Here is a 13,782-nt window from a genome sequence, read left to right on the forward strand (position 1 = left end):
GCCAGAGAAGATGAAAGCACAAGTATTTCACGGGGCAGGAGACCTACGCTATGAAGATCTCCCCCAACCCAACGCCTCAGAGGGAGAGGTCATCCTCGCCGTTAAAGCTGTTGGTCTATCTCCCCTAGACCTCTGTCGTCTGCGAGTCCCGGAATTAGACGAACCCTTCGTCCTCGGCCGAGAAATTGCCGGAACCATCGTTGAGGTGGGGCCTAACGTACAGTCCTGGCGAGTGGGACAGCGAGTGGCCACCCTGGCCCATGTTCCTTGTATGCGCTGTTTAGCCTGTCTCGAAGACCGTTTTTCTGCCTGTCCCACCTATCAAGCCCATACCACCACGGCCGGTCTAACCCCCAGTGGGGGAGGCTTTGCCGAGTTTGTCAAGGTTCCTAGATATTTAGTCGAACATGGCGGTTTAGTGGCACTTCCCGGACATATTACCTTTGAGCGGGCCTGTTTTTTGCAACCCATCAACAGTCTCCTGCATGGTTTCGCCCGACTGAACCTGCAACCGCAACAGCGAGTCTGGATTTTGGGGGCCGGTTCCCTGGGGGCGATCGCCATTCTACTCGCTCAACGTTTGGGCCTTCAGCCCCTAGTGAGCGATCGCAATCCCCAACGACTCGACGCCGCCCTCGACTTAGGAGCCAAAGCCGCCTTCAACAGTAACAGCGACGACCTCCACACCAAAGTTCGCGCCTTTACCGACGGGGAGGGAGTCGACGGGGCCCTGCTCACCGAACCCCAAGGCTGGGATATCATGCAGGCCTTAGATGGAACCCGTCCCGGAGGAAAACTGCTTTGTCTCACCGATTACGCCGATCCCTCCTCAGTTCCCCTCGATCCCCTCGCCTTTGCCCGACGACAGATCGACTTACTCGGCTGTTCCGGCCTCTCCCCCCGACAACAATCTCGTAGCCTCACCTACCTGTTCGACCATCATCTCCCCCTCGAACGCACCATCAGCGATCGCGTCCCCCTCGCCGAATTAGCCAGTCTCCTAGAGCGTCTGCAACATCCCAACAGCGATAGTCGTAAAATTTTGCTGTATCCCAGCTAACCTAATCCGAGCCGACAGTTCCCTCCTCACCCATGACCATTTACTTCTACAAAGCCCAGGATGACTATGGCTGCTTCTCCAACTTCTCCCCTCACCCCATCGAAATCGGGGGACAAACCTGGCCCACCGTCGAACATTACTATCAGGCCCATAAATTCCTAGGAACCCCCGACGAACCCCTCATGGTCCGCATCCGCCAAGCCCCCAGCCCCGAAGAAGCGGCCCGCCTAGGGCGCGATCGCCGTCGTCAGCCCCGGCCCGACTGGAATCAGACTAAACCCCAACTGATGTATGAAGCCGTCAAGCTTAAATTCCGCACCCATCTCGATATCCAGCAGATTCTCCTGGACACAGGAGACGAAGAACTCATCGAAAACTCTCCCGTTGACTATTTTTGGGGCTGTGGCGCCGATGGGAGCGGTCAGAACCATCTCGGACGGATTCTCATGACCATTCGCAGCGAATTACAACCCCCCCAACTTCAGCACCCCAACCCAACCCCCTATAGCAATCAAAGCCTACCTGAATGACCCTCTAAGTTAGCAGAGAACTCCCCACCTCTTCCCCCCACCTCTTCCGACCTGTCCTCTGTGCCTCTGTGGTGACCCTCTTGCCTCTTGCCTCTTGCCCCTTGCCTTCTATTCCCTGTTCCCTGTTCCCTATTCCCTATTCCCTCCCCATGAATATCCTAATTGTCGAAGATGACCTAGAAATTGCCCAACTCCTGCAACAAACCCTGGAACCCGAAGGATTCAACTGTCATCACGCCGCCGATGGCTTAGCCGCCATTAACGCCTTTCGCGAACATCAGCCCGATTTAATGATTTTAGATTTAATGCTCCCCGGTCTCGATGGCTTAGAAGTCTGTGCCCGCATTCGTCAACAACCGGGAGAAAAAGACCCCTATATTCTCATGTTGACTGCTAAAGGAGAAGAAATCGATCGCGTCATCGGCTTATCCACTGGGGCCGACGATTATTTAGTCAAACCCTTTAGTCCTCGGGAGTTAGTAGCGCGGGTGCGGGCCCTCCTGCGGCGGAGTCTGCGTCAGGGAGGTCAGGAGAATATGCACCGCAGCGCCCACTTCACCCTCAACCTCGATCGCCACACCGCCAGCCGCTACCTCGGGGATGACCCCCAACCCCTCGATTTAACGGCCTTGGAGTTTAACCTCCTCTCCACCCTAATGAGTTACCCCGGGCGCGTCTGGAGTCGCAGTCAGCTTATCGATCGCCTCTGGGGGAGTGATTTCTTTGGCGATGAACGGGTGGTTGATACCCATGTGGCCCGCTTACGGAAAAAAGTCGAGTCAGACCCCACCCAACCTCAGTTTGTGAAAACCGTGGTCGGTGTTGGCTATAAGTTCGTCGATGAGCCAGCCACGGACTAGAACCGTTGCGATACATTTGAAAGTAACGTTATGACCCACAATATCGAGAATTGCCATGGCCATCGCCAACACCGACCGAACCTTAAGCCAAAATGGGACAGCGATCGCCCCCAAACGACTGTCCCCCGACCAGTTTCAGGACCGTTTCGAGTCCCTGGTTCCCCTGATGGCTCAAGAATGGACCTCAATCGCTCCTGAGGACATAGAAGCCACGGACGGGGATTTAGACTTAACGGTAGACCTGATTACCGAAGCGACAGAACATACCAAAATCCTCATCCACGCTCAACTAGCGGAACTCTATTCCCTCAGTCTGAATTGGGAACGCCAAGAGCGAACCGAGACCGGTCCAGGGAAGGAGTTAACCCGCTCAACGGACTCGAAGCTGGAGCCGTCCGAGAAGACGGAAACGGACGACAATCCCCCCAGTCCCAGTATTGATGATGTCTTAGACCTCTTGGAACGACGCACAGAAAAACTGGTAGAACGGGTCAAGGCGGATGTGTTACCGGAGGTGAAGTCTCAGGCCAAACGCAACTTAGGCGCCTCGATTTTAACAGCGTTGGGGATTGGCTTTTTATTAGGACTCTTTGTGGGAGGAAGTGGTGGCGATCGCACCTGAATCCCAGAGCCTCACGGCGGAGGTGGAAACCTATGTCCGCCGTAGTTTGGGCCTATTCAAAATTCTCCTAGAACTGCACCTAGAGATTGCTCAGCGAGAAGCGGCTCGGGAACAACGGCGACTGCTGTTAGGACTGGTTGCGGCCTCGATTGGGATTGGCTTGCTCGCCATGGGAACCGGACTCTTGCAAGCCATCGCCGTCTGGTGGGTTCATCGCCTGGGACTGACCTGGTTTGCGTCCTTGGCCAGCGTCGCCGTCGGGGATACTCTCTTAGGCCTTCTGGCCCTCCTCATCGCCGTCCTCACCCTACGGGGGGGTTACATGAGCGAAACCCGTCGCCGAGTTGCCAGTACCACCGCCACTTTGCTACAAGATCAAGATTCTCATTAAGACTCTTATTCACCATGCGATCGCCCACCCTTGGATTATCCGCCTGTTTATTAGGACTATGGCTCTGTTGGGGAAGTCCCAGCTGGGCCCAAGTGCTGCGGGAACCGACTCAAGAGCAGGTTCTCAGTCAAGATGAGTTTTTGAGCCGCCTAGAGGGGGTACGGGTTCTCTATCTCGGAGAAGTCCACAATCGCCCTGACGATCAGGCGGCGCAACTCCAGATTCTGCAACAGTGGTATGAGCAAAACCCCGAACTGGCCATTGGCTTGGAGATGTTTGAACGGCCCCGACAAGTCTATATTGACCAATATCTAGCGGGGGAGATTAGCGAGGCGGAATTTTTGGAACTGAGCGAGTTTGAGACCCGTTGGGGCTTTCCCTGGGAGTCCTACGCTCCCATTCTCCGCTTTGCCAAGGCCCATAATCTACCGGTGTTAGCTCTCAACGCACCCATCGAAGCCATCCGGGAGGTGGCCCGAGGAGGATTTGACAATCTCTCCCCGCAAAACTTGTCCTATCTTCCCCCAGTCGAAGAGTTCGACTTAGAAAATCAAGCCTATCGCCAACGATTACAAGACCTATTCGAGAGTTATCATCAGGGCCATGGCTCCAGTGAAGGCTTTGAAACCTTCTTTAAGGCCCAGGTTCTCTGGGATGAGACCATGAGCTACCATGTGGCTGAGTTTTTACAAACCCACCCGGAACGGGCCATGGTTGTCATCGCCGGACAGGGTCATATTCTCTATGGAGATGGGATTCCCAGTCGGGTGGAACGTCGTCTGGAAGAGATTGAACAACTCTCCTTAGTCTTTGACCCCGATCCGACCCTATCCTCCACTCCAGAGCGTCCCTTAGCGGATATCATCTGGCATCATGAAGACTCAGACTTGGCATCAGACCCAGAAACTCCCCCAGATTAACGGGTTTTCGTCAGAGAGAGTCCCGCCGAGGGAGCTGGGGTAATTCCCCGTCGTAGCGCCTTCGTTTTAAAAATAGAACTGGAGATGAACCCGGGTATTGAGTTTTTCCTGGACGGGTTCACCCTGTTTAAGATGCTGCTCTATAATCCGGGGCACATCTTCCGGCTGAACTTGCCAATACCAGGTATCATCCTGGGTCACCCGTACCGAGGGACCGCTGCTACATTGTCCCAAACAGCCACATCCCTGGACGACCACTCCCTTGGGTTTTGCCGCCTGAAAGGCTTCTAAGGTTTTTGGAGACCCCCGGAGTTCACAGGAACGATGCTGACAGACATAGATGCAGGGAATATCTTGAGAACGAGAGGGGGTTGGAGAATCAGTCATGGTTGGAGCGATCGCCATAGCGTCTTCGTTCCTCATGGTAACGAGTTCTGAGGGGCGATCGCGATTCTTCACCGTTGAGGGGATCGTCGAGGGGTATGATGGCCAGTAGCTAAGTGCGAATACGTCAATTCCCGAAACTCCACTATGGTTAAAAGTGTTGCGGATGTGATGAGTCACGATCCAATTGTCGTCACCCCCGAGACTCCCATTCAAGAGGCCATTCAAATCATTGCGGAACGTCGCATCAGCGGCTTACCGGTGGTGAATGACCAGGGTAAGCTGGTGGGAATGCTCTCGGAAACCGATTTAATGTGGCGCGAAACTGGGGCCACCCCTCCGGCCTATATCACCATTCTCGATAGTGTGATTTATCTGGAGAACCCGAAGCATTACGAGAAACAACTACACAAGGTTCTCGGACAAACGGTGCAGGAGGTGATGAGCAACGGCCAGATGTTCACTACCACCCCCCAAACCCCGTTACGAGAGGCGGCCCGGTTAATGCACGAGAAGAAAGTCCATCGTCTGCCGGTTCTCGGGGAGGGCGATCGCCTGGTGGGGATTCTCTCCCGAGGTGATATCATCCGTGCCATGGCCAGTTCCGAGGCTGAGGCCTAACTCCCATTTTTCCCTGTTCTGACGTTCCTGATGAATCTATGGATATTACACCCGACGCCGTCAAAGCGATGCTCGACTCGGATGATTATGGCGATCGCCTCAGTGGCGTAAATAAGCTCGATTATATTGACCCGAGTCTGGCTTTTGAGTATCTTGTCCCTGTGGTCACCGATACGAATCCACGGGTTCGCTATACAGCGGTTTGTAAGCTCTCCAGTTTAGGACATCAGGACCGGGACTTAAGCTTCTCCCTGTTACGAACCCGCCTCTATGATGACCCCGAGTTAGATGTGAAGGCGGCGGCGGCGGATGCGTTAGGAGCCTTAAAGTTCCGAGAGGCTTATCCCGATTTAGCACAACTCTATCGCAACAATGAGGATTGGATTGTTCGCCTGAGCATCGTGGCGGCCTTGGCGGAAATGGAGGCCCCGGAAGCCGTCGAGTTGCTCCATGAGGCGCTCCAGAGTGACACGGAATTAGTCCAAACGACGGCGATTGGGGCCTTAGGGGAACTCGGCGATCCTCAGGCGGTTCCCTGGATTGAAGAGTTCATGGATCACCCAGAACCGCAAACTCGGCAACGAGTGGCCCAGGCCCTCGGACAAATTGGCGGCGAGTCAGTGCAGAAGGCGTTGCAAACTCTAGCCAATGATGAACATCCCCAAGTGGCTGAATGCGCTCAACGCTATCTCTGACCGGGGCAAGCGTTCAGAAGTATCGGTTTGTTATAGTTGACTCACCGCTATGGGGTCAGCCAGGCCGGCTGTCTTCTGACTATGTCTTCCGTCACTAAAACGACGACCCATCGCTTTATCGAATGGTCAACTTATGTAGCCGTCTTTGCGATCGCCCTCGTCCTCCTGGCCGGGATGATCAGTCCGATATTTCGACGACCACTTTTCGATGATCGCCTTCAGGTGAGTCCTGGAGAAGTCATCGAATTTAAAACCTGGCAACTGAAACCTCAGTTGATTGGGGCGATGCGGATTGATGTTGATGCTTCCTTCAACACCAATCGCTGGGCTACCTATGAACTTCGAGTTTTAGATAAAGAGGGGAATTTAATTGTCTCGGCCCTCAAACAGGCCTGGGCGGAATCAGGAACTTGGCGAGAAGGGGGAGAATCGGGCACTTGGCGGGAAAAAGACGTCGGGGCGGCGTTAGATGTGCGGGCTGGCGATAAGCCGGAAACCATCACCCTTGCCATTAACATTCTCGATTATACAGATACCTCAGGACAGCCGGTTGAGGGAGAGTCAGTTAGCTTTCGTATCCGTGTCCTCGATGGGGTAGTCGATACTCGTTTTCTAACCCCTGGGATGATTGGAACTGGGGGCTTAGCCTTGTTTTGTGTCCTCTCAACCTCCATGTTAGGTCAAGGCGTGATTCGTAAAATCGTTTTTGATAGCGATATTGGGGGTCGTGGGATTATGGGTGGGGAGGACAATTTGATTTGCTGTACGTTAAGGATTGTCGCCGATGAAACCTCTCCTCGGGATTTAAATGTTAATCTCTGGCTCAGCGATGGTTATGGGGAAAATCTTTATCATCAGGTCACACCGGTTAAGCTCGTCTTTCATAAAGATGAAGATGGAGACATCAAAAAAACGACGGGGACATTTAGGCAGTATTTTATCTTGGAAAAACGGGGGTCTTACGGTTTCTATATAGAAGTGACTCCCGATGAACCGGTGGATGAAACCCAGTTAACAGTCCGGGAACAGGTGAAGACGTTGACGGAGGTTTGGGTGGTGGAGATTGCCCGAGATTAGCTGTATGTCGAGTCATGATAACGACGGTCTACTGGGGGAGAACAAACCATGCTAACCAAAATCTTGGCGATCGTAGCCCTTATTCTGGCAATCGTGACGATTGGGGCGGCCTATTCATCCCGGGCATCGATTACCTTGCGTCAAGAGGAACAACAGGAACGCTATTGGCCCCGCCAAGGAACCTATCTCAATGGGTCTTATCAGGGAGGAACCTGGAATTACTCGGGCAGTCGGGCCAGTTATGGGGGCGGCTTTTTTGGGGGTGGAACTGGAGTTGGGAAATAGAGAGAAGGTGACGGAAAATTGGAGATGTATTCACTCATAGTATCAAAATTGATATGGCATCGAATCCCCCGACTTCTGCTGATGTTATCCCCGAAGAAACCAATAGCCCAGGAGAGACTGGAGACGATCGCCCCTGGGTTCGGTTAGGGCGATCGCAACGCAATCTGTTGTTAGCTGCGACGGCGGTTTGTTCGGCTTGTGGTTTGGCGGTGGAACTGCTGTTGGGAACCTTAGCCAGTTATTTGGTGGGAAATCAGGCCCTGGCCTATGGGGTGGCCGTGGGGGGGTTTCTCGCGGCGATGGGAATTGGGTCTTATTTGAGTCGCTTTTTGGTGACGGAGGGCGATCGCAGCCAACAGCAAGAACAGCTACTGCGGCGTTTCATGCAAGTGGAATTGGCGATCGCCCCCTTGAGTGCCTTTTTACCCCTGGGCTTATTTGCCATTTTTGTGGTGGATGGTCCGTTATGGATTGGCTTAAGTCTCGTCACCTTAATGTTGGGGACCTTAGCGGGAATTGAAATTCCCCTACTGACTCGTATTTTTGAACAGGATGATGGGGTTAAAGATGCGATCGCGGGAGTGTTGGCCCTGGATTATGCGGGGGCCTTAGTGGGGTCTCTGGCCTTTCCGGTGATTCTACTTCCTTGGTTGGGATTGTTTCCCTCAGCGGCGATCATTGGGGCCTTGCCCGCCGTAATGGTGGTGATTTTAGCCCAAAACTTCCCCAGTCTGCGATCGTGGCGGCTGTGGGGATTAGGGATTAGCCTCATTCTGATAGCCTTTGCTCCCTTGACCATTCCCTTGAGTAACGCCCTAGAGAATAATCTCTATGATGCCCCCATCATCGCCCGAGTGCGATCGCCCTATCAAAAGATTGTTCTGACTCGTTGGCGACAGGATGTCCGCCTCTTCCTCGACGGCGACTTACAACTGTCCACAATTGACGAATATCGCTACCACGAAGCCTTAGTCCATCCCGCCATGAGTGCCACCCCAAACCCGAAACGGGTGTTACTCCTAGGGGCTGGGGATGGCATGGCGGCCCGAGAAGTGTTGAAATGGCCGCAAGTTGAGCGTTTGTTACTGATTGATCTCGACCCCGAGGTGGTGAATCTCTCCCGTCGTCATCCCTTTCTCAAACGAGTGAATCAGGGGGCCTTAGAGAATCCTCGCCTTGAAGTTCGTATTGCCGATGCCTTTTTGGCGGCCCCAGCCTTAGATGAAGAGTTTGACGTTATTATCGCCGATTTCCCCGACCCAGATCGACCCATTCTCGCCAAACTCTATGCAGAAGGCTTTTATCGCCGTCTCTTACCCCGTCTCGCCGCCGATGGGGTATTAGTCACTCAAGCCTCCAGTTCCTTTTTTGCCCCTCGGGTGATGGCTTGTATTGCAGCAACCTTGGAGTCGGTGGGACTTGCGGTGCATCCTTATACGGTTCACGTTCCCAGTTTTGGTCCCTGGGGCTTTGTCTTAGCCGGTCGTCAAGAGATTCATCCAGAAACCTGGACATTGCCGGTGGAAACTCGTTTTTTAACGCCGCCTTTGTTAGCACATTTATTTGATTTACCGGCAGATATTCAGGTTCCCCATGTGGCGATAAATCGTCTCTCGCACCCAGTTATTGTGGACTATCAAACCCATAATCGCTGGGATGGATTTGAATCTTAGGAGAAATTGTGATTCGTTGAGGGCTAACTCATGTTAATCTTTATTTGGGGTGTTGTTATTGTTGTCTTAGCGGTTTCTACGGTTTTTGTAATGCGTCAAAGACAACTAGCACCCGTCAGTGATTCCCAAAAAAATGTGCCATTAGAACGCAGTGTTTTTACGCTGCAAATTGGCGATATCGTGGACTATATGGGAGAAGACTGGGTGGTGCAGGGAACGCTGGTTTATAATGATAACGGCTATCAGTGGCAGGAGTATCTCTTGCAGGATGGCGATCGTATTCGTTGGCTCGGAGTGGAAGAAGACGACCAAGTGCAAGTGACTTGGTTAACCCCCACGGATGATTTAGAGATTACGGGGACTCCCCCCAAGCAGTTACAGTTTGAGGGGAATCATTACCGCTGTGTCGAATCTGGGGAAGCCACGATGTCTCGTCAGGGGATGACCTTAAATCGCAGCAGCAAACGATGTCAGTATTTCGATTATCGAGGGCCCGGACGTCAGGTGTTGACCATTGAGGATTGGGATGGCGATATTGAAGTCACCATTGGAACAATTATTCATCCCTCAGAACTTCTGTTGTTACCCGGAGATGGCCAGCCGGTATATGAGTAGAAACCCTGATGGAGTCTTACATTCCGCAGACTAACTCGCTTGAACTGAAGGCTCGGATGATAAGGATTTTGTTGCCAAAGGACGTAAGCTCGGGTCTTCTAGGTTTAGGGTGATCAGGAGAATTTATGACAGATTATATCCGTTGCTGTAGGGGCATAACCCACCCCTGCCCCTCCCAGGAGGGATAACCCACCCCTGCCCCTCCCAGGAGGGATAACCCACCCCTGCCCCTCCCAGGAGGGGATTTTTCGCCCCTACAATTTTGTATCATAGGAAATGACTTTGTGACGCTTGATTTCATTGTTGTGTTGGGAAGACCTCATCAAGTGGAACAGTTTGTCCTGCTGAGATCTCCTGCCGCACCATTGCCGCCATTTGGTCCCATTGATCATCGGTTGTGGTCGCAAAACGGGTTTCCCATTTTTGCTCATCCTGTAACTCCGCTAAAAATCGAGCCGCGATCGCATCTTGTTGGTCCGGTGGGAGTTTTTGGATTTGGGCGATCGCCTGTTGAAGTAGTTCTGTCATTTTTCAGTAGCAGTTAACACCGCCAAATCACATTGTCTTGTTTATTTTACCCAAGGCTGTAATGTTTTTGTGCGATTTCATAGCCATTGCACTTGCACCTGACACACCCTAATCCTGGTTGCCCCACTTTCCTCGTGTCATGGCTCCAGCCGTGACACGGACTGTGGTGGCTCTGCCGCCTGCAATGGGGAGATATAGCCTCCCCAAAGGCATAACGCTAGAGCCAAGTTACGAGAAACCATGGTTTTGCTGAAGACCCGTCAGCGTTGAATGTGCTAAAGTAGGGGCGAAAAATTTGTCACCCCTACTAAACTTAAAACAGTGGATATGCCCTGGAACCCAATTCAAGATTTGCCCGAGAGTTGGCAAGATTTGGCTAATACAGAATTGCCACCCTTAGCTAGAGTTTGGAATGAACAAGCTGAGCGGTTGCAACAATCTGGTGAGTTCAAGAAATTCATGGAAAAACTACGCCGAGAGATTGCCATTGAAACAGGAATCATCGAGCGTTTGTATAGCTTAGATAGAGGAATTACTCGTTTACTGATTGAGCAAGGTATTAACGAGTCGCTCATTCCTCATGGAGCCACAGATAGACCCGTTAAACACGTTGTCGCCTTAATTCAAGACCAGGAAGCGGCTGTCGAAGGATTATTTGACTTTGTAGGTAAACAGCGCCATCTATCAACATTTTACATCAAACAACTTCACCAAGTCTTAACCCAAAATCAACAGAGTACAGAAGCTATTATCCCCTCAACCCAAGAGATTATCACAATTCCTCTAATTCGTGGGGACTGGAAAAAACGACCTAATAATCCCATCAGACGTGATGGTTCTGTCTATAACTACTGTCCCCCGGAACAAGTTTCCTCAGAGATGGATCGATTAGTAGCACTCCATCACCAGCATCAAGACAATCAAGTTCCTCCCGAAATCGAGGCGGCTTGGCTTCATCACCGCTTCACTCAAATTCATCCGTTCCAGGATGGTAATGGTCGAGTTGCAAGATGTCTAGCGAGTCTCGTGTTTATTCAAGCAGGATGGTTTCCGCTGGTCTTAACTCGTGACGATCGCACGGCTTATATTCAAGCATCCGAACAAGCGGATCATGATGATTTATCTGGGTTAGTTAACTTGTTTTCCAAAAGCCAAAAGCAAGCCTTTATTCGGAGTCTCCCCCCCGATGGGAGTAAATCCCATTATCACGGCTGTCAGATTGACGTGAGCGATCGCCTACGCCAACTCGGAACGGCGATCGCGCAGATGCAAACAGGGTTATCAGGGTCTCCATAGTGGTATACTTCAGACGATAAGGACTGACTCATTGCCAGGCAAATTCTAGAAAGTTAGCTAATCGGCATCATCGTCCTGAGAGGCCGTACAACGTTTATGCTTGACAACATAGAACTTTATAACTTTAAAAGTCATCCATCGACCGTGCTAAACCTAGATTGTTCACGCCTTCATGCACTGGTGGGACAAAACAGTTCTGGGAAAACATCAGTTTTGCAAGCCCTACATTATCTGAGTCGGCTTGCAGATTCACCCTTTAAAAAGATATTTGGACATCAACGAGCGCCAGAGGTTCTGACAACGAGCGGACAAACTCATCTGTCTGTCAGCGCCAAGGGCTTCTGGGGATATCAGAAAAACCGACAAGATTGGCAAGCCTCCTATCACTTTGAGCAACAACAAGAGAACAAATGGCTTCCAACAGTATCATGGACTCTTGCTGACGAAACAGGACAAGCCCAAGGTTGGGATAGTTCCTTAAGTACCACCCCATTTCCAATTCCTCAGGCGTTAAGGTTTGCCGTTCATCTCAAATTAGTTGCGACCACTCTCTCCAAACCGGCTTATAGTGAAGCCATCACACCACGAGTTGAATTTGACGGTTCAGGATTAGCACCGACCTTAGACTATCTACGGAGTGAAGCTCCAGATAATTTCCAATCTTTACAAGAGATGTTACAGCGGATTGTCCCTGGTGTTGAGAAAGTCGGAGTCAGACGGGCTAAAGTCCTCGTAAATCGTCAACGCTTAATTGAAGTCAATGGAAAATCAATTTCTTATGAAGAAAGCCAGGAAATGACAGGACAAGAAGTTGTCTTGGATATGAATACAGGTGAGCGTATTCCAGCCCACGCTATCAGTGAAGGAACGATACTAACTCTAGGTCTTCTCACCGTTTTAATGAATCCGACTCTACCCAACTTAGTGTTACTCGATGATGTCGAACAAGGACTGCATCCTAAAGCGCAACGGGAGTTGATGACGGTTTTCAAAGAGATTATCCAGGCTAATAAAAATTTACAAATTATAGTATCAACGCACTCCCCGTACATTGTCGATGAGCTAACTCCAGCCCAAGTTCATGTTTTAAGTCATCAGCCATCAGGATTTACTCGTTCTAAACGATTAGACGAGCATCCTGATATAGAGTTAGCTCAACACACCTTGACTACGGGTGAGTTTTGGGATGCGGAAGGAGAAGATTGGATCGATACCGTTGGGGTCAATGATTGAGTTTATCATCATTGTTGAAAGTCGTGCTGATGCTGAAACCGCTAGTAAATTGGCTGAGCGAGTCTTAGTAGACAAGGTCGATTGGTTAGAGCCTGAACTTTTACCGTACTTGTTTCGATGGAGCGGTTTAGACCCGGAAACTGACTATTCATGCTGGAGCGATATTAAGGATATCATGCAGCGTGCTAAAGCGTCAGGTTTACCAATACCTAAATTTTTAGGACACAGCAAAAAAAGACCTCTGAAAGCCGATGGTGCAGCAACCCTTAAAATTTTGAATCTCATCCGAGTTATCCAACTTAAAAAGAGCCGACAGGATGAAGATAGCCGCTATCTGAGAGCTGTTCTCTTCATTCGAGATTTAGACAATCAACCTGAGCGACGAGAGGGAATGCAGCAGGCCCGTGCAGAACAGATTGATCAGTCGCCTCAATTAGAAATTATCATTGGTGTGGCGAATCGAATGCGAGAAGCTTGGGTTTTGAATGGATTTGTTGCTTCCAACCCAGAGGAGGTTCAGCTCTTAGAGGCGATCAAGAAGCAGTTACCGTTCGATCCCTGTGAGGAATCACATCGATTACGTTCTAATTCTCGTGAAGAACCTGAACGGATGCGCAATCCTAAAGTCGTCCTTGAAGAACTGACGGCTCGCAATGAGTTGCGAGAACAACAGTGTTGGCAAGAAACCTCTCTAGAACTTCTACGACAAAGGGGTAAGTATACTGGGCTAACCGACTATCTTGACGAAATTGAGCAACGACTGATTCCGGTTCTTCTCGAACAGAGTCCAGAAGCTGACGACTGACGAACCCCCCATCCAACCCCTAGCCCTCAAACGTAACGCTGCGAAGCCTCCCTCCAGACAACCTTTAACACCGCCAAAGACATTTATCATCTCGTCCATCAACGCTACCCCGAAAATCCCGAAGAAGCCAAACAACGAGAAGAAGAAGCGCGACGGATTGAGTTCACCCAATGGTGGTCTAAAAAAT

General features: G+C 51.1%; 17 protein-coding genes. 15 read left to right on the forward strand and 2 right to left on the reverse strand.

Translation table 11 applies throughout. The annotated features are described in order from the left end of the window. The first annotated feature begins 10 nt into the window (after positions 1–10). The 6 genes from NEA10_RS18165 (at position 11) to NEA10_RS18190 (ending at position 4,383) form a co-directional block, all read left to right on the forward strand. Complete coding sequence (locus tag NEA10_RS18165) at positions 11–1,060, forward strand: alcohol dehydrogenase catalytic domain-containing protein (protein ID WP_252662747.1); 1,050 nt, start codon at positions 11–13, stop codon at positions 1,058–1,060. A 32-nt stretch (positions 1,061–1,092) separates the two neighbouring features. Next, complete coding sequence (gene ybiA, locus NEA10_RS18170; protein ID WP_252662748.1) at positions 1,093–1,590, forward strand: riboflavin biosynthesis intermediates N-glycosidase; 498 nt, start codon at positions 1,093–1,095, stop codon at positions 1,588–1,590. A gap of 149 nt (positions 1,591–1,739) precedes the next feature. Next, positions 1,740–2,450 (forward strand): response regulator, encoded by a 711-nt coding sequence (locus tag NEA10_RS18175; protein ID WP_252662749.1) that lies wholly within the window; start codon positions 1,740–1,742, stop codon positions 2,448–2,450. A 55-nt stretch (positions 2,451–2,505) separates the two neighbouring features. Further along, positions 2,506–3,072 (forward strand): hypothetical protein, encoded by a 567-nt coding sequence (locus NEA10_RS18180; protein ID WP_252662750.1) that lies wholly within the window; start codon positions 2,506–2,508, stop codon positions 3,070–3,072. After that, positions 3,056–3,463 (forward strand): phage holin family protein, encoded by a 408-nt coding sequence (locus NEA10_RS18185; RefSeq protein WP_252662751.1) that lies wholly within the window; start codon positions 3,056–3,058, stop codon positions 3,461–3,463. Before NEA10_RS18180 ends, NEA10_RS18185 begins: the two co-directional genes overlap by 17 nt. Before the next feature lie 14 nt (positions 3,464–3,477). Then, positions 3,478–4,383 carry a ChaN family lipoprotein gene (locus tag NEA10_RS18190; protein ID WP_252662752.1) on the forward strand — a complete coding sequence of 302 codons (906 nt, stop codon included), beginning with the start codon at positions 3,478–3,480 and terminating at the stop codon, positions 4,381–4,383. A gap of 66 nt (positions 4,384–4,449) precedes the next feature. Here the strand turns inward: NEA10_RS18190 and NEA10_RS18195 are convergent, their stop codons facing one another. Next, the gene (locus tag NEA10_RS18195; RefSeq protein ID WP_252662753.1) at positions 4,450–4,806 is read right to left on the reverse strand and encodes a (2Fe-2S) ferredoxin domain-containing protein; all 357 of its coding nucleotides are present in this window, start codon (positions 4,804–4,806) and stop codon (positions 4,450–4,452) included. 108 nt (positions 4,807–4,914) lie between these two features. Between NEA10_RS18195 and NEA10_RS18200 the strand changes: the two genes are divergently transcribed. From NEA10_RS18200 to NEA10_RS18225, 6 genes are all read left to right on the forward strand, one after another. Further along, the gene (locus tag NEA10_RS18200; protein ID WP_252662754.1) at positions 4,915–5,388 is read left to right on the forward strand and encodes a CBS domain-containing protein; all 474 of its coding nucleotides are present in this window, start codon (positions 4,915–4,917) and stop codon (positions 5,386–5,388) included. 38 nt (positions 5,389–5,426) lie between these two features. Beyond that, complete coding sequence (gene nblB, locus NEA10_RS18205) at positions 5,427–6,083, forward strand: phycobilisome degradation protein NblB (protein ID WP_252662755.1); 657 nt, start codon at positions 5,427–5,429, stop codon at positions 6,081–6,083. An 81-nt stretch (positions 6,084–6,164) separates the two neighbouring features. Beyond that, positions 6,165–7,160, forward strand: coding sequence for a hypothetical protein (locus NEA10_RS18210; RefSeq protein WP_252662756.1), 996 nt, complete (start codon positions 6,165–6,167; stop codon positions 7,158–7,160). A gap of 48 nt (positions 7,161–7,208) precedes the next feature. Continuing rightward, positions 7,209–7,445 carry a hypothetical protein gene (locus tag NEA10_RS18215; RefSeq protein ID WP_252662757.1) on the forward strand — a complete coding sequence of 79 codons (237 nt, stop codon included), beginning with the start codon at positions 7,209–7,211 and terminating at the stop codon, positions 7,443–7,445. 53 nt (positions 7,446–7,498) lie between these two features. Beyond that, the gene (locus tag NEA10_RS18220) at positions 7,499–9,118 is read left to right on the forward strand and encodes a polyamine aminopropyltransferase (protein WP_252662758.1); all 1,620 of its coding nucleotides are present in this window, start codon (positions 7,499–7,501) and stop codon (positions 9,116–9,118) included. A 30-nt stretch (positions 9,119–9,148) separates the two neighbouring features. Beyond that, positions 9,149–9,733, forward strand: coding sequence for a DUF4178 domain-containing protein (locus tag NEA10_RS18225; protein WP_252662759.1), 585 nt, complete (start codon positions 9,149–9,151; stop codon positions 9,731–9,733). Between the two features lie 297 nt (positions 9,734–10,030). Here the strand turns inward: NEA10_RS18225 and NEA10_RS18230 are convergent, their stop codons facing one another. Continuing rightward, entirely contained in the window at positions 10,031–10,261 is a 231-nt protein-coding gene (locus tag NEA10_RS18230) for a hypothetical protein (RefSeq protein WP_252662760.1), read from the reverse strand. 327 nt (positions 10,262–10,588) lie between these two features. On the opposite strand from NEA10_RS18230, the gene NEA10_RS18235 reads away from it, so the two are divergent. From NEA10_RS18235 to NEA10_RS18245, 3 genes are all read left to right on the forward strand, one after another. After that, the gene (locus NEA10_RS18235) at positions 10,589–11,557 is read left to right on the forward strand and encodes a Fic family protein (protein WP_252662761.1); all 969 of its coding nucleotides are present in this window, start codon (positions 10,589–10,591) and stop codon (positions 11,555–11,557) included. Between the two features lie 96 nt (positions 11,558–11,653). Next, positions 11,654–12,790: an AAA family ATPase gene (locus tag NEA10_RS18240; RefSeq protein WP_252662762.1), complete on the forward strand. Its 1,137-nt coding sequence runs from the start codon at positions 11,654–11,656 to the stop codon at positions 12,788–12,790. After that, the gene (locus NEA10_RS18245; RefSeq protein WP_252662763.1) at positions 12,783–13,595 is read left to right on the forward strand and encodes a hypothetical protein; all 813 of its coding nucleotides are present in this window, start codon (positions 12,783–12,785) and stop codon (positions 13,593–13,595) included. The genes NEA10_RS18240 and NEA10_RS18245 overlap by 8 nt, the downstream gene beginning before the upstream one ends. The last annotated feature ends 187 nt before the right edge of the window (positions 13,596–13,782 follow it).

This window comes from Phormidium yuhuli AB48, assembly GCF_023983615.1.
Classification (GTDB): domain Bacteria; phylum Cyanobacteriota; class Cyanobacteriia; order Cyanobacteriales; family Geitlerinemataceae; genus Sodalinema; species Sodalinema yuhuli.

Excerpts from the sequence above, each read along its gene's own strand:
- NEA10_RS18165 (WP_252662747.1), top strand. The coding sequence starts at position 11 with ATGAAAGCACAAGTATTTCACGGGGCAGGAGACCTACGCTATGAAGAT.
- ybiA (WP_252662748.1), top strand. The coding sequence starts at position 1,093 with ATGACCATTTACTTCTACAAAGCCCAGGATGACTATGGCTGCTTCTCC.
- NEA10_RS18175 (WP_252662749.1), top strand. The coding sequence starts at position 1,740 with ATGAATATCCTAATTGTCGAAGATGACCTAGAAATTGCCCAACTCCTG.
- NEA10_RS18180 (WP_252662750.1), top strand. The coding sequence starts at position 2,506 with ATGGCCATCGCCAACACCGACCGAACCTTAAGCCAAAATGGGACAGCG.
- NEA10_RS18190 (WP_252662752.1), top strand. The coding sequence starts at position 3,478 with ATGCGATCGCCCACCCTTGGATTATCCGCCTGTTTATTAGGACTATGG.
- NEA10_RS18195 (WP_252662753.1), bottom strand. The coding sequence starts at position 4,806 with ATGAGGAACGAAGACGCTATGGCGATCGCTCCAACCATGACTGATTCT.
- NEA10_RS18200 (WP_252662754.1), top strand. The coding sequence starts at position 4,915 with ATGGTTAAAAGTGTTGCGGATGTGATGAGTCACGATCCAATTGTCGTC.
- nblB (WP_252662755.1), top strand. The coding sequence starts at position 5,427 with ATGGATATTACACCCGACGCCGTCAAAGCGATGCTCGACTCGGATGAT.
- NEA10_RS18210 (WP_252662756.1), top strand. The coding sequence starts at position 6,165 with ATGTCTTCCGTCACTAAAACGACGACCCATCGCTTTATCGAATGGTCA.
- NEA10_RS18215 (WP_252662757.1), top strand. The coding sequence starts at position 7,209 with ATGCTAACCAAAATCTTGGCGATCGTAGCCCTTATTCTGGCAATCGTG.
- NEA10_RS18220 (WP_252662758.1), top strand. The coding sequence starts at position 7,499 with ATGGCATCGAATCCCCCGACTTCTGCTGATGTTATCCCCGAAGAAACC.
- NEA10_RS18225 (WP_252662759.1), top strand. The coding sequence starts at position 9,149 with ATGTTAATCTTTATTTGGGGTGTTGTTATTGTTGTCTTAGCGGTTTCT.
- NEA10_RS18230 (WP_252662760.1), bottom strand. The coding sequence starts at position 10,261 with ATGACAGAACTACTTCAACAGGCGATCGCCCAAATCCAAAAACTCCCA.
- NEA10_RS18235 (WP_252662761.1), top strand. The coding sequence starts at position 10,589 with ATGCCCTGGAACCCAATTCAAGATTTGCCCGAGAGTTGGCAAGATTTG.
- NEA10_RS18240 (WP_252662762.1), top strand. The coding sequence starts at position 11,654 with ATGCTTGACAACATAGAACTTTATAACTTTAAAAGTCATCCATCGACC.
- NEA10_RS18245 (WP_252662763.1), top strand. The coding sequence starts at position 12,783 with ATGATTGAGTTTATCATCATTGTTGAAAGTCGTGCTGATGCTGAAACC.